We start from the raw sequence: 18,185 nt of genomic DNA, 5'->3' as shown, positions 1-18,185 counted from the left end.
ATGACCGTTTATGCCATTGCACAGATCGCGATCCATGACAGGGACGCCTACGGACGATATCAGGCGCGGTTCATGGAGGTATTCAGCCGCTTCAAGGGCAAGCTCCTTGCCGCCGACGAGAACCCGCTCGTCGTCGAAGGCGAGTGGGAGCGCGAGAAGCTGATCCTGATGTCCTTCCCCGATGAGACGGCATTCCGCGACTGGGCGGAATCGCCCGCCTATGAGGAAATCGCCCGCGACCGCAAGGCGGGCTCGGCGGGCGTCGTGCTGCTCGCGAAGGGTTTGGGGTAGCGGCTGCCTTAGGCCCTTGCGCAGCTCGCAATGACGATGAAGAAGGCGATTGGATCGGGCCGATGGATCCCTCTTGCCGATCTCGATGCCCGCTGGCATTCGGCGCGACCGGGCCATGCCGGCGCCGCCTCGTTCGGCTAAGCATGATCGCGAGCGGCCGTTCTCAAGAAGCCAAGACTGCGGCGATGCCTGAGGTGGCGCGCCGGAAGAGGCCGCGGAGCGATCGCCGCTCTGCCCGCCGCGCTTCCCGCTCGGCGATGAGCCGCTGCGAACCGGCGCGGATCTCCTCAAGCGGTGTGCCCGCGCCGAGCGCATGATCGCCAAAGGCGAGAATGTAGTTGGAGGTCGCGCTTTCGGGCCGATCAGGTGCCAGCACCGCGTTGGGCAGCCGCTCCAGAAGCTCCTCGACCGTGAAGCAGGCATGGCCGAAGGCAGTGCCCGACCAGAGGCCGGTGTTCATGGTGAGATAGCCGGCAGAAGCATTCTCGAGAACGCGGGCGAGATAACTCTCCTGGAGCGTCCGGTCGAGTTCCGAGAAGGCATAATTGCTAATGACGAGATCCCAGTCCTCGACTGCCGTGTCTTCGCTGGCGAGGAAGATCACGTTGTTGCCGCTTGTGCAGAGGTCCATGTAGCGCCGCGCGAGCATGGCGACTGGCGCGAGATCTATGCCGACATAGGTTTCGAGCATCGTTTCTGCGAGCAAATGATGCTCCCAGACGAGGCGTGCGAGCCCACCATAGCCGACGCCGATCTCGACAATGCGCCGCATCCGAGGGTACTTCGGAAAGAAGCGCTGAAGATCGCAGAGAACCTTTCCGTAGCGCAGCGTCGTCGGCGACAGCGCCACCCCCTCGTATGGAAAGGTCGTCGGACCACCGACGCAGTCGGCGGCTGCCGATGCGAGGCAGAGCCTTCGCACCAGCGGATCGTCGATTGCTGAAAGGAACTCCGCCCCCTGTTCGGCGGATAACGTTTCGACGATCGACCTGTAGACAGGCTGACGTCGAAACGTCGCGAACACACGCTCATCAACGGCCGCATCCAGAACGAAATCCGTATAGGAATCGCCCTTGCGGCCCAGCCACCCGTTGCCCATGTCAGTCTTCCCCCCCGGTCAGACAGCACAGATGGCATCACAAGTGAAAAAGCCGCGCAAGTGGCGAATCGGGATGGGCGGATTTCTTGTGTCAGCCGAGTTTAGAGAAATCCGGTGCGCGCTTCTCGAAGAAGGCGCTGATCGCTTCCTTCACTTCGGCCGAGCGGAGCTGATTGGCAAAATCGGCGCCTTCCTTCTTCTGGCGGGCAAGCACCGCTCCGCGATCCTCGCCCCTGAGAAGCGCCTTGGTGAGCCTGACGGCATTCGGCGCCTTGGCGGCGAGGGCTTCGGCGCGGGCGAGCGCCTCCGTCTGAAGCGAGGCATCGGGGAAGACTTCGGCGATGAGGCCGAGCGCCTCGGCCCTGGCGGCGTCGATCTTCTTGCCGGTGAGGAAGAGATCGGCTGCCTTCTGCATGCCGACAAGGCGCGGCAGGAGAAGCGTCGAGCCCGCCTCCGGCACGAGGCCGAGATTGACGAAGGGCATCTGGAATGTTGCCGCCTCGCCCGCATAGACGAGGTCGCAATGGAGGAGCATGGTCACGCCGACGCCAACGGCAAGTCCGTTCACCGCAGCGATGAGGGGCTTTTCGGCGGTGGCGAGATTTTCGAGAAAGCGCGTGACATGCGGCTTCTCGTCGGGCTGCCGGTCGACGGGCGTCGCTCCGGCGGCGGCGAAATCGGCGAGATCGTTTCCGGCCGTGAACGCATCGCCATTGGCCCTGATGAGCGTGACGCGGATCGAGGCATCGCGCTCCGCCCGCTCCAGCCCGTCCGCGAGCGCGCCATACATGGCGGCGGTCAGCGCATTCTTCTTGTCGGGACGGTTGAGGGTGAGCGTCTGCACTCCCTTGTCCGTGGCGGCGAGAACATGGTCGGTCATGTGAGACTCCGCTTGGTGTTACAGGTCCTTGTGTTGCCGGGCGCCGAGCCTGCCGGAGCCCCGCCACATCCGCAAATCGCAATTTTGAACAGGCCGGTCTTCGATTTCGGGCGGCAGGCGATGTAGACTGGGGGCGTCCGGGATCGACGGAGGATGGCATGAGCGATCGAAGCCGCGACGAGGGCCTTGCGGGCATCATCCGCCGCTACAGGATCGGCTATCTGATAGCAGGCGGCATCCTGATGGCCGGCGGCGTGCTTGCCATTGCCTTTCCCTTCTTCGGCACGCTGGCCACGGCCATCTTCGCCGGCTGGATCCTCGTCATGTCCGGCATCGTCGAGATCCTTCACGCGCTGAGTGCGCGGGGTGCGCCGGCCATCGTTCTCAATCTGCTGGCGGGCTTGCTCAGCCTCGGCGTCGGCTTTCTCATCATCGTCGATCCGCTTGCGGGTGCGCTCAGCCTGACCCTGCTTCTGGGCGGCTTCCTCGCCGCCGACGGGGTGATCCGCATCCTCTCGGCGGCGCAGATCGGCCGCGTGCCGGGGCAGGGGCTCGTAATAATGAATGGTGTTTCAAGCCTTGTGCTGGCCGCAGTGCTGCTCTGGCTGCTGCCGGGCGCGTCGCTCTATGCGCTCGGCATCCTGCTCGGCGTCGATCTGCTGGTCGCGGGCGCCACGCTGATGCTGCTGTCGAGCGCGGCGGGCGGCATCGAGGACACGCTTCGCATGAAAAAGTGAACCTTAATTCTATTCACAACACCCGCCAGACGCTCGTATTGCGGACATCCGTGTCCTCAAGCTCGCGCGTGGTCTTCACGGCATAGGAGATAAGTTTCTCCAGCCCGGATTTCGGCAAGTAAGTTCGGCCAGGATCGCCGATCAGCGCCTGCGCCCCGTCAGCGACCAAATCATGAACCCAATTTTCAATTCTTTCCGCCAGCGGGCGCTCATAGCACATATCGCCGACAAGGATCACGTCCCAGCCTTGGTTGGGGACACCGACGATGTCTTCGGTCTCAACAAGAAGTGAACTATTATTCACTTCTGCATTGAGCTCGATGGCGGCCGCGGCGAAAAGGTCGATGTCGGCGGCCAGCGCCGAGATTGCCCCGGCCTTCATCGCCGCGATGGCGATGAGCCCCGAACCCGAGCCGAAATCGAGCACGCGCTTGCCACGCACCGTTTCGGGATGGTCGAGAATGTAGCGCGCCAGCGCCTGGCCGCCTGCCCAGGCAAAGGCCCAGAAGGGCGGCGGCAGGCCGGTCTTCTCCAGTTCTTCCTCGGTCATCTGCCATATGGGCACGACCTCGGTGGCGAGATGAAGCCGGACTTCCGGGACGAGGGGCGGTTCGTGAAGCGCGGTATTGGCCCGGATGAAGGCGCGCGCCTCCTGCCTGTTCATGGCGCCCCGTTCATGGCGCGAGAGCGGCCAGAACCTGCCGGGCCTTCTCGCTGTCTCTTGCGATCTGCGCCTTCAGGCTTTCGAGCCCGTCGAATTTCATTTCCGGCCGGATGAACTCGATGAAGGAGACGGCGGCGTGGCAGCCATAAATGTCGCCCGCGAAATCGAGGATATGGACTTCGAGCAGGACTTCCTTCTTGTCGAAGGTCGGTCGGCGGCCGAGATTGGCAACCCCGTCATAGACGCCCTTGTGCGGCCCGTCCTCGATCTCGATCCGCACAGCATAGACGCCGAGCGCCGGTTCGACATGATCCTCGAGCGCGAGATTGGCGGTCGGAAATCCGATGGTCCGTCCGCGCTGGTCGCCGCCGCGCACATGGGTTTCGACCGTCCACCAGCGGCCGAGAAGCCGCGCCGCGCCGCGCGGGTCGCCGGCGCCGAGAAGTTCGCGGATGCGCGTCGAGGAATACGCCTCGCCATCCTGCGCGACCTCATCGACGATCGAAACACCGAAGCCTTCCATCTCGCCCATATAGGAGAGGACGGAGGCATCGCCCGCGCGCCCCTTGCCGAAGCGGAAATTGTAGCCCGCAACGACATGGATCGCATGAAGGCCGTTCACGAGCACATCGAGCACGAATTCCGGCGCGAGCTTCTTCGACATGGCCGCGTCGAAGGGGAGCGCCGCGAGAATGTCGACGCCGAGCCGCTCCAGCGCGCGCGCCTTGGAGCGAAAGGGCGTGAGGCGGAAGAACGGCCTGTCGGGAAAGAAGAACTGCTTGGGATGCGGTTCGAAGACAAGTACGCCGAGCGGCGCGCCAAGCTCTTCGGCGATGCTCCGCGCCTTCGCGATCACCTGCTGGTGGCCGAGATGCACGCCGTCGAAATTGCCGAGCGCATAGACGCCGCCCTGAAGCGGCGCCGGCACATTGGCGTAATGGCGAAGGATCTGCATCAGCGGCCGAGGCTCATCGCGCCGCGCATGGCGGAGGCGAGATCGAGGGCGGCACGAAGGGACGTCCCGGCGAAGGGGGCTCTCATGTTCCTGACGGATTTCTCGAAGCGGCTTCTGCTGAACACGGCCATGACTGTTCTGTGCGCTGGGGAAACGGGCAACAAGCGGGCGCACTCTATCGCGTGCACACGCGAAATCACAAGATGTGAAGCCCGGTTCATTCTCCTGTTACCAGACAAGGCGGGGGAGCGCCGCGACGGGCCGTATCCCGGCCTCCTCGCAGAGGCTCGACACGAGGTCGGCCTGCGGATTTTCGGGATCGGGCCCGCACTTTGCCGCCGCGATGCCGCCGGTCACGAAGAGCGCGTCGATGCCCTGCGTGTCGGCGCCCTTCATGTCGGTCGCCATGCCGTCGCCTATGGCGAGGATATGCGTATCGGGAATGGGTTTGCCCGCGATCTCGATCAGATGCTGGCGCGCGACCGAATAGATCGGTCCGTGCGGCTTGCCGAAATAGGTGACCGCGCCGCCCAGTTCCTCATAGAGTGCCGCCAGCGCGCCCGCGCAATAGATATGCTTCGGCCCGCGCTCGACCACAATGTCGGGATTGGCGCAGATGAGCGGTAGCCGCCGCTCGACGAGCCGCGTGAACTGCTCGCGGTAATCTTCCGGTCCCTCGACCTCGTCATCGAACGGGCCGGTGACGAGGATGAAGGCCGCGCGATCCTCGTCCACCCGCGTGACATTGGTGCCGTCGAAAAGGGCGAGGTCGCGATCGGGCCCGATGTGATAGCAGTCGCGCCCGAATGTGTGCCTGGTGAGGCATTCGCGCGTCGCGTCGCCCGAGGTCAGAATACCGTCATAGGCCGTATCCGGAATGCCGAGCCTTCCGAGCATGGCAGGAAGCTCGGTCGAAGGGCGCGGCGCGTTCGAGAGTAGAAGCACATGGCCGCCCCTGTCGCGGAAGGTGCGGAGCGCCGCGGCGACCCCCGGATAGGCGTCCCTGCCATTGTGCAGCACGCCCCAGACGTCGCAGATGAGCGCCTCATAGCGATCGGCGATGGTGGAAAGTCCGGCAATGAGGGGCACGGATCTCATGTCACCTCGATTCATGATCTTACGGGTTTCAGGAAGATGATTTCGGAGATGCCGTATTTGCGGCGGTCGATCTCCTCGAAGCCCTCGGGCGCGTCGAACTTCGCATCCGCCGCCTCTTCGACGACGCAGAGCGCCTCCTCGCCGAGCCAGCCCCCTTCCAGCGCCGAGACGAGAGCGAGCGCGGCAAGACCCTTGCCATAGGGCGGGTCGATCAGGACGAGGCCGAAGGCGGGGCCGACGCTTCCGGGCCGGGGGCCGAGCTTCGTCGCATCGCGCTTGTAGATCTTGGCGTTGCCGGTCAGATGCAGCATCTCGATGTTTTCGCGGATCGCGGCGCGCGCATCGGCATCCTCTTCCACGAAGAGCGCGAAGGCGGCACCGCGCGAAAGCGCTTCGAGGCCGAGCGCGCCCGTGCCCGCGAAGAGATCGAGCACGCGTACGCCCTGAAGCTCGAACGCGCCGAAATCGGCATGGGCGAGAATGTTGAAAAGGGCCTCGCGGGCGCGGTCGCTGGTCGGGCGCACCTGGAGGCCGGTGGGCGCCGCTATGGCGCGGCCTCTATGGGCGCCGCCGACGATTCTCATTTGGTCTGTTCACCTTTTGCGGGGTCTGTTTCTTCGGGTTCGCGCCGGGCTTTTTCGGCAGATGGAGCTTGCCGCGCCGTGGGCCCGCGGGCGAGGAGGGGCTTGTGGGCGGGGCGGCCTCGATCCGGCTTTTGAAGCTCTCGCCATGCGGCCCGAGCTGGTCCATCAGCACGCGGTTCGGCACCTGCGCCACTTCGCCTTCCGCGAGATCGCCGATCTGGAAGGGGCCGAAGGAAAGGCGGATGAGCCGGTTGACGGAGAGGCCGAGCGCGCCGAGCACGCGCTTCACCTCGCGGTTCTTGCCTTCCTTCAGGGCGACGGTGAGCCAGACATTCGAGCCCTGAACCTTGTCGAGCTTCGCCTCGATGGGCCCGTAGCGGACGCCTTCGACCTCGATGCCGTCCTTGAGCCTGTCGAGTTCTTCCTGCGTGATCTCGCCCCAGGCGCGCACGCGGTAGCGCCGCGTCCAGCCCGTCGAGGGAAGCTCGAGAAGGCGCGCAAGCTCGCCATCATTGGTGAGAAGGAGAAGCCCCTCCGTGTTGATGTCGAGGCGGCCGACGGAGACGACGCGGGGCATATGCTCCGGCAGCCGCTCGAAGACGGTGGGGCGGCCTTCCGGATCCTTCGCGGTGGTGACGAGGCCGGCGGGCTTGTGATAGCGCCAGAGCCGCGTCGGCTCGGTCTGTGGCAGCGCCTCGCCATTGACGGCGATCCTGTCGTGGGGGGTCACGTTGAAGGCAGGGCTTTTCAGCACCTTGCCGTTGACGGTGACCTTTCCTTCCTCGACGAGGCGCTCGGCATCGCGCCGCGAGCAGATGCCTGCCCGCGCGATGACTTTGGCAATACGGTCGCCCTCCCTCGTGCCGGAGGCAGGGGGCGTGGTGGTGCGGCCTTGGCCGGATCTGGCGTTCATGGCCCCCTCTTTAGCAGGGGTGCGGCAAAGCCGAAAGGCCGCTCCGCCGATCTTGACGGAAGGCGATGGGGGCGGGCAGGGTCGGCTCCATGACCGAGAGCGCTCCCGACGGGAAAATCATTCAGCCGACCTTCATGGATCTCGCCCTTGCCGAGGCCGAGGCGGCGGCCGCGCGGGGCGAGGTGCCCATCGGCGCCGTCATCGTCGACGGGGCGGGCGCCGTCATCGCCGCGGCGGGCAACAGGACGATCGAACTCCGGGACCCGACGGCCCATGCCGAATTGCTGGCGATCCGCGAGGCATGCGCGAAGCTCGGCTCCGAGCGGCTGACGGGCTGCGACATCCATGTGACGCTCGAACCCTGTCCCATGTGCGCGACGGCCATTTCCTTCGCCCGCATCAGGCGGCTCTATTTCGCGGCTTCAGACGAGAAGGGCGGCGGCGTCGAGCACGGGCCGCGCATCTTCGCACAGCCGACCTGCCATCATGTGCCGGAGATCTATGGCGGCATTGGCGAGCGGCGCGCGGCGGAGATGCTTCGCGGCTTTTTTGCGCTGCGGCGAAACTGAAAGCGGCGGCCCGGTCAATTTGTCCCGCGATTTGGCGGGTGATTTAGCCCGTGCAACCGGCTACAGTCCTCGCATTCGCCATTGAATGGGGGGACGCCATGGCGTTTTCCCCGGTCACACGCAATCGGAAGGAATGCACATGGATTTCGAATATTCCGACAAGACGAAGGAGCTCATGGCCCGCCTGCAGCGGTTCATGGACGAGCACATCTATCCGAACGAAAAGACCTATAACGACCAGATGGACGCCTTCCGCAAGGCGGGCAATCCCTGGCAGGTGCCGCAGATCCTCGAGGATCTGAAGCCGAAAGCGAAGGCCGAAGGGCTCTGGAACCTGTTCCTGCCCGAATCCGAGCGCGGCGGCGGCCTCACCAACATGGAATATGCGCCGCTCTGCGAGATCATGGGCCGCGTCGGCTGGGCCTCGGAAGTCTTCAACTGCTCCGCGCCCGATACCGGCAACATGGAAGTGCTGGAGCGCTATGGCAATGAGCGCCACAAGCGCGAATATCTGGAGCCGCTGCTCGAAGGCACGATCCGTTCGGCCTTCCTCATGACGGAGCCGGATGTCGCCTCCTCCGACGCGACCAACATCTCGACCCGCATCGAGCGCGACGGCAACGAATACGTCATCAACGGCCGCAAGTGGTGGTCGTCGGGCGTCGGCGATCCGCGCTGCAAGATCGCGATCGTCATGGGCAAGACCGACCCCAAGGCCGATACCTATCGCCAGCAGTCGCAGATCCTCGTGCCGCTCGACGCACCGGGCGTCAAGGTCGTGCGCATGCTGCCCGTGTTCGGCTATGACGACGCTCCGCATGGTCATGCGGAAGTGATTCTCGAGAATGTCCGCGTCCCGGCCGAGAACCTGCTTCTCGGTGAAGGCCGCGGCTTCGAGATCAGCCAGGGCCGCCTTGGGCCAGGCCGCATCCATCACTGCATGCGCACCATTGGCGTCGCCGAGCGCGCGCTCGAGCTGATGGTGAAGCGCCTGCTCACGCGCGAAGCCTTCGGCAAGAAGGTCGCCGAGCACTCCGTGTGGGAAGAGCGCGTCGCCCGCGCCCGTATCGACATCGAGATGGCCCGCCTCCTGACGCTCAAGGCCGCCTACATGATGGACACGGTGGGCAACAAGATCGCCCGTGCGGAAATCGCCATGATCAAGGTCGCGGCGCCGAATGTCGCGCTCAAGATCATCGACGACGCGATCCAGGCGCATGGCGGCGGCGGTGTGACGACCGATTTCGGTCTTGCCCGCATGTATTCCGGCATGCGCACGCTGCGTCTCGCCGACGGGCCGGATGAAGTCCACGCCCGCACCATTGCCAAGCTCGAGTTCAAGAAGTACTCGAACAAGGTGCGCGCGGCGGCCGAATAAGGTCCGCGTGAGCTAATCTTGAACGGCCGGCCCTATCGAAAGGCCGGCCGTTCTGCCTTCCGGCGATGGTTCTGGTTCGCCGGGATGGCCGGGAACGCGAATTGGCAGGGGGAGAGGGGGCATGAGGCTTTTCAACTCGCAGCTATCGCCTTATTCGGCGCGGGTAAGGCTCGCCATCTATGCCAAGGGGCTCGATGTCGAGATCGTCGACGGCTTCGGCACGCCGGAGCTTGAACGAGAGCTTGAAGGGCTCAATCCCATGCACAAGGTGCCGACGCTCGTTTGCGACGGCGAGGCGCTGCCCGAATCCGAAATCATCTGCGAATATCTCGACGATGCGGGCCTCGGCCTGCCGCTCCGGCCCGACGATCCGAAGGAGCGCGCGCGGATGCGCCTCCTCTCGCGTATCGGTGATCTCTATGTCATGGAGCCGATGAACAGGCTCTTCGGCCAGATCAATCCGAAAGGCCGCGACCAGGCGCTGGTCGAGCGCGAGCTTGCCGAACTCGACAAGGGCATGAAGTGGCTCGCCCATTATCTCGACGGTTCGCCCTATGCCGTCGGCGGAAAGCTCTCGCTCGCCGATTGCACGCTCGCGCCGATCCTCTTTTTCTATGAGCAGATCGGGCCGATGTTCGGATATGCCGATCCCTTCGGGGCGCTGCCGCAGGTCAGATCCTATTGGGAAGGATTGAAGCGCGATCCGCATGCGGCCCGCGTGCTTGCGGAGCTTGCCACGGCGCTTCAGCGGGTGATGGGACGCTGACGGGAGCCCTTACTGCGCGGCGATCGTCGCGTGGCGGCGCGGCACCAGTGGCAGCGCCACTTCCACCGTCGTTCCCTGGCCAAGCTCGCTTTCGATCCTGAACGTGCCGCCGTGAAGCTCGGCGAGCGAGCGCACAAGCGCAAGCCCGAGCCCCGTTCCCTGCTTGCTGAGGCTCGCATCGCTCGATGCCTGCTCGAATGGCTGGCCGAGCCGTGAAATATCCTCCGCCGGAATGCCCTGGCCGGTGTCGGTCACGCTCATCGAGACGGCGCCGTCGCGCCGCCTGACGGCGACGATGACCCGCCCGCCAGCCGGCGTGAACTTGATCGCATTCGACAGCAGGTTGAGCAGGATCTGCTTCAGCGCGCGCGCATCGGCCTGAAGCGGCAGGGCCGCGACGTCGGCGGGAATGTCCACATCGAGGAGCAGGCCGCCATCCTCGGCGCGCCCCTGCACGAGCCTCGCCGCGCCTTGCACCACTTCGCGAATGTCGATCGGCTCGTGATGGAGTTCATATTTGCCCGCCTCGATCTTCGACATGTCGAGAATGTCGTTGATGAGATCGAGAAGCAGCGCGCCACTCTCATTGATGAGTTGCGCGTATTCCCGGTAGCGCGAGTGCCCAAGCTCGCCGAACATCTGCAGCTTGAGCATTTCCGAAAAGCCGATAATGGCGTTGAGCGGCGTCCGCAGCTCATGGCTCATATTGGCGAGGAAGCGCGATTTCGTGTGGCTCGCCGTCTCGGCGCGCTCGCGCGCTTCCATGAGCTCGATTTCATTGCGCTTGCGCTCGCTCACATCGCGCGTGATGCCGACAATCTCGCTCACCGATCCGTCAGGCCCGCGCACGCCCCGCAAGGTGGATTCGAGCCAGACATAGTTTCCCGCCTTGTGACGCAGGCGGAATTCGACGCGCAGCGTCTCCCGGCTCGTGGCGAGTTCCCTGTAGGTCATGACCACCCGCTCCCGATCTTCCGGGTGCAGGATCTCGTCCAGATTCGACATTTGCAGAAGCTCGTCGAGCGGGTAGCCAAGCGTTCCTTCCACTGATGGCGAAATGAAGATGATCTCGCCCGCGGGCGTCGCATGGTGGACGATGTCGGACGCCTGTTCCGCAAGCAGCCTGTAGCGCGCCTCGCTGTGGCGGAGCGCTTCCTCCGCGTGAACCTGCTCGGTCACATCCTCGACCAGCCCGAACAGCGCGCCGATTTCCTCGCTGGCGTCGAATTCGGCATAGGCATAGGTCTTGATGTGGCGATAGCCGCCATCGCCCGAGCGGTAGCGCGACACCGCTATGATGGACTCCTTCGTGTCGAAGACCTCCAGAAGTTTCGAGAGAAGGGCCTCCTGATCTTCCGGGTGGATGAGATCGCGATGCCAGTCGCCATCCGTGGGCATGGATTGGGCCGGCCGGTCGAGTATCTTCGCCGCGCCGTCTGACCAGCGCGGAGCGGGCTCGTTCTTCGCCCAGCGCCAGTGCCCGAAGCGGGCAAGCTGCTCTGCTTCGCGCAATTGCTGCTCGAGGCGGCGCGTCTGTGTGACGTCGCGCGAAATGCAGAGAATGGCCCCGACCTCGGGGTCGTCGAGCATGTTCTTCGCCCGCGCTTCCATCCAGCGCCAGCTTCCGTCGCGGTGTCGGAGACGGAACGTCTCCATCGACATCCAGTCGGGCGTTCTGGCGCAAATGGCGATGCGTTCGCGCATGCGCTCGCGGTCTTCCGGATGCACGCTGTCGAGAACGGAATGGCCGACCGGCGGAACGATCTCATGGCCGAGAACTTCCATGACGGCGGCACTCTGGTAGAGAACGGTGCCGTTGCGGTCGAGCAGGGCAACGATGTCGCCCACATTCTCGATCAGTGCCCGGAAGAAATTGCTGCCGCCGGTCGCGGACACGCGATCGTAGCGCCAATCACGCGCTGCGCCCGTCGTCGGTTTCGCATTGTTGCGATCGACCATGTCCCACCCCGGTGCCGGTCCCGGCCGGCCGTCGGCGAGCAACGGCACTTCCTGTGCGCTCGCCGGACGGGGGTTACCTTAAAAGCATTGGATTTAAGATATCTTGAACTGCCTTTGCCGTTCATCCGGCATTAACCATGCCGGCGAAGGGGCGTGGCGGTGCGCGGCCTCAGTCGCCGCGCTGGATGATCTGCCAGGAATGGTCGGCAAGCTGGCGGCACGCATCGCCGAGCGTCATCGCCCGCTCCGAACTGGCATTGCCGTCGAGCCCGCGCTTGTAGACGCCCTGGCTGATCGAGGCGAGGCGGAACATCGAGAAGGCGAGATAGAAATTCCAGTTCTCGATGCGGTCGCGGCCGGAGAAGCGGCAATAGGCGGCCGCATATTCAGCCTCCGTCGGCACGCCCGGCGTCTTGGTCCGGTCGACCGGGCCGAAACCGCCCGCCACGCCGAGAAGGTCGTACATGCAGTTATAGGCAACGTCCGCGAGCGGATGGCCGATGGTGCAGAGTTCCCAGTCGAGGACCGCGATCATGCGGGGCTCGGTCGGGTGGAACATGGTGTTGCCGAGCCGGTAGTCGCCATGCGCGATCGTCACCGACTGCTCGTCGGGAATATGGTTCGGCAGATATTTGATGAGTTCTTCCATCGACGGAATGTCCGCCGTCTGCGCGCCGCGATACTGCTTGATCCAGCGCCCGATCTGGCGCTCGAAATAATTGCCCGGCTTGCCGAAGTCGCCGAGCCCCACCTTCTCGTAATCGACCTTGTGAAGTTTCGCGAGATTCTCGGCGAGGTTCGTATAGACCGCGCGGCGCTCGGCCTCCGTCGAGCCCGGCATCGTCGGATCGCGGAAGACGCGGCCCTCGAGATATTCCATGACATAGAAAGCCGTGCCGATGACGCTGTCATCCTCGCAGAGCGCATACATGTGCGGCACCGGCACGTCGGTTTCCGCAAGCGCCTTCATCACGCGATATTCACGGTCGATCTGGTGCGCGCTGGCAAGCAGCACGCCGGGCGGCTTCTTGCGCATGACATAGCGCCGCGTCGGCGTGATGAGAAGAAAGGTCGGGTTCGACTGGCCGCCCTCGAACTGGCGCACGGTGAGCGGGCCTGCAAATCCCTCGACGGCGTCGTGGCAATAGGCCTCGAGCCGCTTCACATCGAAGCGATGGGCCTCGCGAATTTCGGTTGTCTCCGCGTCGGCGCCCCTCTGCGCTCCATCGGCCATGACCTTCTCTCCCTCGGAATTTCTTGTTGAGGGAGATTTAGCATGGCCGACCGGAGGCGCAAAGCGACGCGCCTTGACGCAAGGGCCGGGCCCGCCTCAGGCCGCCGTTCCGTCGGTGGGCTGGAAGCCTTCGTTCATCGTTCCGGTGACGCGCTGGCGGCGCGCATTGTGAACGAGCTTGCCGCGCTGGTCTTCATCGTCGGGGCGCGAAGTCGCCATGCGCAGCACTTCGGCGTAGCTCCCCTTCGTCTCCATGCGGGGGCCGAAGCCGTTGGCGATGAGGAAGGCCCGGGTCTTGGGCAGGTTGTAGCAGGGCACCCACATGAGCAGATGGTGCTCGACATGGTAGTTGACCCAGTAGGGCGCGATGAGCGCGCGCTCGATGAAATTTGCCTTGGTCGTGCGCGCATTGCGGAAGTCGTCGCTGTTGTCCGGCACCATGGCGTGCTCGGCGATATTGCGAATGCGCGTGATCGCCTGCTGCCACGTCAGGAAAGGCAGGAGCCAGAGCACGAAATAGAGATACCAGTGACCGCTGGCCGCGAGAATCGCGAAGATGACGGCCTGGGCGATGGTGGGGCGACCGAGCTTGTTCCAGTAATTCTCGAGGCGGCGCGAAAACGGCCAGTCCGAAGGGCCGAGCGCGTTCAGGATTTGCGCCTTGCGCTGCTGGTAGCCCGTCTGGCCCGTCAGATCACGGATCATCTTGCGGCGGAAGCTCTTCTTCGTGATGGGGAAGGGCGCCGAGAGGATGAGGTCCGGGTCTTCGGGCTGCTGCGTATTGGCATGGTGCTTGAGGTGATAGCGCCGGTAGGCGCCGGTTTCCGCAAGCATGGGGTAGGCGCAGAGCCACTGGCTCAGAAACATGTTGAGCTTCGGATTGTGGCAGAGAATGCCATGCGCGCCGTCATGCATGAGAATGGCGAGGCCGAGCTGGCGCGCGCCGATCACCGCCACCGCGACGAGAAAGGTGATGGGATTGGGAAACCAGACGAAAACCGCCATGGCACCGAAAATCACGGCCCAGGCGTGAAACACCACCCATAGCCCGCGCAGATCCGAGCGCTTGCGCACTTCGGCAAGCTGCTGAGGGGTCAGAAGTTCGCTGGCGCCGATCATGCCGTCATCCTCCGAAGATCATTATTCTTGTTATGGGGGTGGCCCGCGCCGACGGCTGCAAGGCAGAAGTGTACGATTTCATCGACTACCCTGTCGGCGTTCTCGTCAAGTTCATGCGACTGGGGAGCGAGCGGGCCGATAAGGGCGGTGGGGATGGCGCCGGCGATGCAGGCGGCCGCGATCTTCACATTGAGCGGCGCGATCTCGCCGCTTGCAATGCCCTCTTCGAGAATGCTCGCGAAAATCTCGCCATGGGTACGGCGGAAGCGGCCCCGCTCCTCGGCAAGGCCGACATCGACGGGCTCGGCGAGCAGCGCATAGGCAAGCCGGCGTCCGCGCACGGCGCGGGTGGCGAAAGTCCGCAGCACCCTGTCCAGCCGCTCGCGTGCCGAGCCCTCGCCCTGCGCGATGCCGACGAGCAGGTTCATCTCGCGGGCCGAAACCTCGCGAAAGACCTGGCGGCAGAGTTCTTCCTTGGACGGGAAATATCGATAGAGGGTGCCGGTCGCCACGGCGGCCTTGCGTGCCACTTCGGTCATCTGGGCGGCACTGAATCCGCCTTCAGCGACCAGCTCGCGGGCGGCGTTCAGAATGCGCCGGCGCGTGTCGGCGAGACGGGCGGAGACATGATCGGTGCGTCGATAGGCCAAGGCGTGAACCTCCATTCCATTTGAGGAATGAACTACTGTTCACGCCGAGTCGTCAAGCTGCAATGAGGGATAGCGCTGAATGGCGATTTCGCAATGCAGCATAATCGCCATTCATTTGCGTATTATAGGAGTGAATATAAATTCACTCTCACGGATGCATCAGGCCGCGGCGCGGGAAATGGGTGACCTGCGCGGCGTCGAGACCTCGATCGGCTTCGATACTGCCTTCCTCGCCGGGAGTTTCCGGCGCTGCTCCTCCATGATCACATCCGCCCAGGCAGACATGCCGCAGAAGGCCGCCGTCGTGATGGCCGCTGCATGAAGCCATTGTCTGAACATGGATTTCTCCTTCCGATGTGATTGCTATGCTGCAACGCAACATATGTAGGTGTTGCAGCACAACATCTCAAGTCTTGAACACTGCGTCATATTTGCACGGGCGGGGCAGGACCTGCTGCCCGCCGCCCGCATGGGCAGGCGACTTCGGCCTGTGTTTCGGTCATAAATGTCGCCCGCAGGGGCTCCGCCCGGCGCTTCGGAGGCCCGTTGCAACATGTCCTCAGTTTCCCCGACTTCCCTTCAAGGCGTTCTGCGCGTCCGGGATTTCAGGCTGTTCCTGTCGGGGCGGTTTCTCGGCACGCTCGGCGCGCAGGTGCAGTCGGTCGCCGTTGGCTGGCAGATCTACGACATCACGTCGAGCCCCATGGCGCTGGGCTTCGCCGGGCTCGCGCAGTTTCTCCCCATGGTGCTGCTCATGCTGCCGGCGGGCGACATTGCCGACCGCGTGGACCGGCGCCTCATCGTGGCGACGAGCTACGGGCTTCAGACGCTCGCCATCGCGCTTCTCATGGTGCTCACGCATCTCGAGGCGCACACGGCCTGGCCCTTCTATGTGGTGCTGGTGCTGACGGGAATTTCGCGCGCCTTTGCCGGGCCGGCGCTTCGCGCCTTCGTGCCGCTTCTCGTGTCATCGGCGCAGCTTCCGCGCGCCATCGCGATCTCGTCGTCCTCGTTTCAGGTCGCCGTCATCGGCGGCCCCGCGCTTGGCGGCCTCCTTTATATCTTCGGCCCCGAGGCAGCCTATGGCGCCTGCCTCATCTTTTTCTTCGCCGTCACCCTCATCTTCATCGCCATCCACACGCGCCACGAGCAGGTGCCGGTCGATCCGGCGCTTTCCGCCTTCGGGCGGCTTACCGCCGGCATCGCATATATCCGCACCCGGCCGATCATTCTCGGCGCGATCTCGCTCGATCTCTTCGCCGTGCTTTTCGGCGGCGCGGTGGCGCTGCTGCCGATCTATGCGCGCGACATCCTGCATGTGGGGCCCGAGGGCCTCGGCCTCATGCGCTCGGCGCCGGCCATAGGCGCTGTGCTCGTGAATTTTCTTCTCATCTGGATGCCGCTTAATCGCCGCACGGGCCTTGCCATGTTCGGCTGCGTCGCGATCTTCGGCATGGCGACGATCGTCTTCGGCCTGTCGGAGAATTTCGGCCTGTCGCTTGCTGCTCTCGTCATCATGGGCGGGTCGGACATGATAAGCGTCTATGTGCGCTCGACGCTCATTCCGCTGGCGACGCCCGCCGACAAGCTTGGCCGCGTGAGCGCCGTCGATCTCCTCTTCATCAGCGCCTCGAACGAGCTTGGCGAGTTCGAGAGCGGCGTCACGGCCGGATGGTTCGGCACCGTGCCCGCCGTCGTCATTGGCGGCGTCGGCACGCTCGGCGTCGTGGCGCTGTGGATGTGGCTCTTCCCCGATCTTCGCAAGATCGACCGGCTGAGCGATGTGAAGCCCGTCTGATCAGAAGAGCCGCCCGGCGACGATGGCCGCGAGAACGATGAAGCCGAAATCCCGGTTGGAGCGGAAGAGGGCGAGGCAGCGCGCCGGGTCGTCAATATCGAGCCGGAGGATCTGCGAGGCGAGATGCGCGGCGGCGAGCGCGACGCCCGCATAATAGGCAAGGCCGAGATGGGCGGCGGCTCCGGCCGCGACGAGCCCGAGCGTCATGGCGCCGTAGAAGCCCCACATCCAGCGATGCGTCATGGGGCCGAAGCGCAGCGCCGTCGACTTGACGCCGATGAGCGCGTCATCATCCTTGTCCTGATGGGCGTAGATCGTGTCGTAGCCGATGGTCCAGGCGATAGAGGCGAGATAGAGAAGCACCGGCGCGAGCGAGAGCCGGTTCGCCGCCGCCGCATAGCCCATCAGCGCGCCCCAGTTGAAGGCGAGGCCGAGCACGAACTGGGGCCAATAGGTGACGCGCTTCATGAAGGGATAGACGGCGACGAGGCCGAGCGAGGCAAAGCCGAGCAGGATGGCGAGCGGCGAGAGCATGAGCAGGATGCCGAGCCCGGCGAGAAGCTGCGCGGCGAGGAAGACCCATGCCGCGCGCAGGCTGACCGCGCCGCTCGGAATGGGGCGAAGCCGGGTGCGCTCGACCTTCGCGTCGAAATCGCGGTCGACGATGTCGTTGAAGGTGCAGCCCGCCCCGCGCATGACGAGCGCGCCGATGGCGAAGAGGAGCATGAGAAGCGGGTCGGGCCAGCCTTCGGCCGCAAGCGCGATCGACCACCAGCAGGGCAGGAGAAGCAGCCATGTGCCGATGGGGCGGTCGAGCCGCATCAACCGCATATAGGGCCGCGCGAAGGCCGGGGCCCATCTATCGACCCAGTTTTGAGGCGGCGCGTCGGCGACGCGGAATTGGCTGGCGGTGGTCATGGCTTCACGGTTCGATGCGGAGCGGGCTCCGAGGGTAGCGCCCTTCGAGGAGCGGCGGCAGATGCTCTCTGAGCGAGGTGGGAAAGACCAGCGCGTCGCTTTGCAGGAGCGCTTCCGCGTCCCACCATTTCATTTCCTTCACGACGGCGCGTTCCGTGTCGGTCCAGTTCGCGTCCGAAATCTTTCCGTCCCCAGTGAAGGCGACGAAATATGTCTCCTGAAGGAGGCGCGGCTCGCCTCTTATCACGAGCACATGCTCGCCATACCAGACGGCGGGCCCGAGCGTCACATCGCTCTGGCCCGTCTCCTCTGCGATCTCGCGCCGCGCGCCTTCGGCCAGTTCCTCGCCGGGCTCCACCTCGCCGCCGATCGTGACCCAATAGGAGCGCGTCAGCACCCGGCCGTTCGCGCCCGCCACATCGGGGTCGTGCATATGCATGAGAAGGAGCCGCCGCGCTTCGTCAAAAAGCAGTATGCGGGCCGTGCGTCTGATCTGCATGGAGCCGATGTTTTGGTTTGTCGTCCCTTCGTTCCTACCATACATCTGTTCCGTCCGGTGCAATCAATCCGCGC

At 64.5% G+C, this 18,185-nt stretch carries 20 protein-coding genes; 7 read left to right on the top strand and 13 right to left on the bottom strand.

All coding sequences use genetic code 11. The features are described 5' to 3' along the window. Window positions 1-291: a DUF1330 domain-containing protein gene (locus PKA57_RS01605; protein WP_324297168.1), complete on the top strand. Its 291-nt coding sequence runs from the start codon at window positions 1-3 to the stop codon at window positions 289-291. A gap of 163 nt (window positions 292-454) precedes the next feature. Here PKA57_RS01605 and PKA57_RS01600 read toward each other — a convergent pair whose 3' ends face one another. Together PKA57_RS01600 and PKA57_RS01595 are read right to left on the bottom strand one after the other, a co-directional pair. Next, window positions 455-1,390, bottom strand: coding sequence for a putative sugar O-methyltransferase (locus PKA57_RS01600; RefSeq protein ID WP_324297167.1), 936 nt, complete (start codon window positions 1,388-1,390; stop codon window positions 455-457). A gap of 91 nt (window positions 1,391-1,481) precedes the next feature. Next, window positions 1,482-2,270: an enoyl-CoA hydratase gene (locus tag PKA57_RS01595; RefSeq protein ID WP_324297166.1), complete on the bottom strand. Its 789-nt coding sequence runs from the start codon at window positions 2,268-2,270 to the stop codon at window positions 1,482-1,484. A gap of 158 nt (window positions 2,271-2,428) precedes the next feature. Between PKA57_RS01595 and PKA57_RS01590 the strand changes: the two genes are divergently transcribed. Next, the gene (locus PKA57_RS01590; protein ID WP_324297165.1) at window positions 2,429-3,007 is read left to right on the top strand and encodes a DUF308 domain-containing protein; all 579 of its coding nucleotides are present in this window, start codon (window positions 2,429-2,431) and stop codon (window positions 3,005-3,007) included. Window positions 3,008-3,020: 13 nt separating this feature from the next. Here PKA57_RS01590 and PKA57_RS01585 read toward each other — a convergent pair whose 3' ends face one another. The 5 genes from PKA57_RS01585 to PKA57_RS01565 form a co-directional block, all read right to left on the bottom strand. Then, window positions 3,021-3,671, bottom strand: coding sequence for a methyltransferase (locus PKA57_RS01585; RefSeq protein WP_324297164.1), 651 nt, complete (start codon window positions 3,669-3,671; stop codon window positions 3,021-3,023). A gap of 10 nt (window positions 3,672-3,681) precedes the next feature. Then, window positions 3,682-4,626: a bifunctional riboflavin kinase/FAD synthetase gene (locus tag PKA57_RS01580; protein WP_324297163.1), complete on the bottom strand. Its 945-nt coding sequence runs from the start codon at window positions 4,624-4,626 to the stop codon at window positions 3,682-3,684. A 228-nt stretch (window positions 4,627-4,854) separates the two neighbouring features. Beyond that, window positions 4,855-5,724: a TIGR01459 family HAD-type hydrolase gene (locus PKA57_RS01575; RefSeq protein ID WP_324297162.1), complete on the bottom strand. Its 870-nt coding sequence runs from the start codon at window positions 5,722-5,724 to the stop codon at window positions 4,855-4,857. Between the two features lie 11 nt (window positions 5,725-5,735). Continuing rightward, window positions 5,736-6,308 carry a 16S rRNA (guanine(966)-N(2))-methyltransferase RsmD gene (gene rsmD / locus PKA57_RS01570; RefSeq protein WP_324297161.1) on the bottom strand — a complete coding sequence of 191 codons (573 nt, stop codon included), beginning with the start codon at window positions 6,306-6,308 and terminating at the stop codon, window positions 5,736-5,738. Continuing rightward, window positions 6,283-7,221 (bottom strand): pseudouridine synthase, encoded by a 939-nt coding sequence (locus tag PKA57_RS01565; protein WP_324297160.1) that lies wholly within the window; start codon window positions 7,219-7,221, stop codon window positions 6,283-6,285. The genes rsmD and PKA57_RS01565 overlap by 26 nt, the downstream gene beginning before the upstream one ends. A gap of 89 nt (window positions 7,222-7,310) precedes the next feature. On the opposite strand from PKA57_RS01565, the gene PKA57_RS01560 reads away from it, so the two are divergent. The 3 genes from PKA57_RS01560 (at window position 7,311) to PKA57_RS01550 (ending at window position 9,934) form a co-directional block, all read left to right on the top strand. Then, window positions 7,311-7,790, top strand: a complete 480-nt coding sequence (locus tag PKA57_RS01560; RefSeq protein ID WP_324297159.1) for a nucleoside deaminase — start codon at window positions 7,311-7,313, stop codon at window positions 7,788-7,790. Window positions 7,791-7,929: 139 nt separating this feature from the next. Then, the gene (locus PKA57_RS01555; RefSeq protein ID WP_324297158.1) at window positions 7,930-9,168 is read left to right on the top strand and encodes an acyl-CoA dehydrogenase family protein; all 1,239 of its coding nucleotides are present in this window, start codon (window positions 7,930-7,932) and stop codon (window positions 9,166-9,168) included. 121 nt (window positions 9,169-9,289) lie between these two features. Further along, window positions 9,290-9,934, top strand: coding sequence for a glutathione S-transferase family protein (locus PKA57_RS01550; RefSeq protein WP_324297157.1), 645 nt, complete (start codon window positions 9,290-9,292; stop codon window positions 9,932-9,934). 9 nt (window positions 9,935-9,943) lie between these two features. Here PKA57_RS01550 and PKA57_RS01545 read toward each other — a convergent pair whose 3' ends face one another. From PKA57_RS01545 to PKA57_RS01530, 4 genes are all read right to left on the bottom strand, one after another. Continuing rightward, window positions 9,944-11,893 (bottom strand): PAS domain S-box protein, encoded by a 1,950-nt coding sequence (locus tag PKA57_RS01545; protein WP_324297156.1) that lies wholly within the window; start codon window positions 11,891-11,893, stop codon window positions 9,944-9,946. 169 nt (window positions 11,894-12,062) lie between these two features. Continuing rightward, window positions 12,063-13,127 carry a phosphotransferase gene (locus tag PKA57_RS01540; protein WP_324297155.1) on the bottom strand — a complete coding sequence of 355 codons (1,065 nt, stop codon included), beginning with the start codon at window positions 13,125-13,127 and terminating at the stop codon, window positions 12,063-12,065. Window positions 13,128-13,223: 96 nt separating this feature from the next. Beyond that, complete coding sequence (locus tag PKA57_RS01535) at window positions 13,224-14,246, bottom strand: fatty acid desaturase family protein (protein WP_324297154.1); 1,023 nt, start codon at window positions 14,244-14,246, stop codon at window positions 13,224-13,226. After that, entirely contained in the window at window positions 14,243-14,896 is a 654-nt protein-coding gene (locus tag PKA57_RS01530) for a TetR/AcrR family transcriptional regulator (RefSeq protein WP_324297153.1), read from the bottom strand. The genes PKA57_RS01535 and PKA57_RS01530 overlap by 4 nt, the downstream gene beginning before the upstream one ends. Window positions 14,897-14,975: 79 nt before the next feature. Here PKA57_RS01530 and PKA57_RS01525 point away from each other — a divergent pair, with 79 nt between their 5' ends. Next, entirely contained in the window at window positions 14,976-15,218 is a 243-nt protein-coding gene (locus PKA57_RS01525) for a hypothetical protein (protein WP_324297152.1), read from the top strand. 231 nt (window positions 15,219-15,449) lie between these two features. Next, a complete protein-coding gene (locus PKA57_RS01520; protein ID WP_324297151.1) occupies window positions 15,450-16,694 on the top strand; it encodes an MFS transporter in 1,245 nt (414 codons plus the stop codon). Here the strand turns inward: PKA57_RS01520 and ubiA are convergent, their stop codons facing one another. Together ubiA and PKA57_RS01510 are read right to left on the bottom strand one after the other, a co-directional pair. Then, on the bottom strand, window positions 16,695-17,612 hold the full coding sequence (ubiA, locus tag PKA57_RS01515; protein WP_324297150.1) for a 4-hydroxybenzoate octaprenyltransferase: 918 nt from the start codon (window positions 17,610-17,612) through the stop codon (window positions 16,695-16,697). 4 nt (window positions 17,613-17,616) lie between these two features. Further along, window positions 17,617-18,111, bottom strand: a complete 495-nt coding sequence (locus PKA57_RS01510) for an NUDIX domain-containing protein (RefSeq protein WP_324297149.1) — start codon at window positions 18,109-18,111, stop codon at window positions 17,617-17,619. Between the last annotated feature and the right edge of the window lie 74 nt (window positions 18,112-18,185).

This window comes from Parvibaculum sp., from assembly GCF_035325945.1.
Classification (GTDB): Bacteria; Pseudomonadota; Alphaproteobacteria; order Parvibaculales; family Parvibaculaceae; genus Parvibaculum.
The sequence above is the reverse complement of the archived record's forward strand: the minus strand, read 5'-3'. Positions and strand labels throughout refer to the sequence as shown.

Bases quoted from the DNA above. Each gene is read 5' to 3' on its own strand.
- ubiA (WP_324297150.1), bottom strand. From the start codon at position 17,612: ATGACCACCGCCAGCCAATTCCGCGTCGCCGACGCGCCGCCTCAAAAC.
- PKA57_RS01605 (WP_324297168.1), top strand. From the start codon at position 1: ATGACCGTTTATGCCATTGCACAGATCGCGATCCATGACAGGGACGCC.
- PKA57_RS01560 (WP_324297159.1), top strand. From the start codon at position 7,311: ATGACCGAGAGCGCTCCCGACGGGAAAATCATTCAGCCGACCTTCATG.
- PKA57_RS01575 (WP_324297162.1), bottom strand. From the start codon at position 5,724: ATGAGATCCGTGCCCCTCATTGCCGGACTTTCCACCATCGCCGATCGC.
- PKA57_RS01590 (WP_324297165.1), top strand. From the start codon at position 2,429: ATGAGCGATCGAAGCCGCGACGAGGGCCTTGCGGGCATCATCCGCCGC.
- PKA57_RS01545 (WP_324297156.1), bottom strand. From the start codon at position 11,893: ATGGTCGATCGCAACAATGCGAAACCGACGACGGGCGCAGCGCGTGAT.
- PKA57_RS01585 (WP_324297164.1), bottom strand. From the start codon at position 3,671: ATGAACAGGCAGGAGGCGCGCGCCTTCATCCGGGCCAATACCGCGCTT.
- PKA57_RS01595 (WP_324297166.1), bottom strand. From the start codon at position 2,270: ATGACCGACCATGTTCTCGCCGCCACGGACAAGGGAGTGCAGACGCTC.
- PKA57_RS01600 (WP_324297167.1), bottom strand. From the start codon at position 1,390: ATGGGCAACGGGTGGCTGGGCCGCAAGGGCGATTCCTATACGGATTTC.
- PKA57_RS01550 (WP_324297157.1), top strand. From the start codon at position 9,290: ATGAGGCTTTTCAACTCGCAGCTATCGCCTTATTCGGCGCGGGTAAGG.
- PKA57_RS01555 (WP_324297158.1), top strand. From the start codon at position 7,930: ATGGATTTCGAATATTCCGACAAGACGAAGGAGCTCATGGCCCGCCTG.
- PKA57_RS01535 (WP_324297154.1), bottom strand. From the start codon at position 14,246: ATGATCGGCGCCAGCGAACTTCTGACCCCTCAGCAGCTTGCCGAAGTG.
- PKA57_RS01580 (WP_324297163.1), bottom strand. From the start codon at position 4,626: ATGCAGATCCTTCGCCATTACGCCAATGTGCCGGCGCCGCTTCAGGGC.
- PKA57_RS01520 (WP_324297151.1), top strand. From the start codon at position 15,450: ATGTCCTCAGTTTCCCCGACTTCCCTTCAAGGCGTTCTGCGCGTCCGG.
- rsmD (WP_324297161.1), bottom strand. From the start codon at position 6,308: ATGAGAATCGTCGGCGGCGCCCATAGAGGCCGCGCCATAGCGGCGCCC.
- PKA57_RS01565 (WP_324297160.1), bottom strand. From the start codon at position 7,221: ATGAACGCCAGATCCGGCCAAGGCCGCACCACCACGCCCCCTGCCTCC.
- PKA57_RS01540 (WP_324297155.1), bottom strand. From the start codon at position 13,127: ATGGCCGATGGAGCGCAGAGGGGCGCCGACGCGGAGACAACCGAAATT.
- PKA57_RS01510 (WP_324297149.1), bottom strand. From the start codon at position 18,111: ATGCAGATCAGACGCACGGCCCGCATACTGCTTTTTGACGAAGCGCGG.
- PKA57_RS01525 (WP_324297152.1), top strand. From the start codon at position 14,976: ATGGCGATTTCGCAATGCAGCATAATCGCCATTCATTTGCGTATTATA.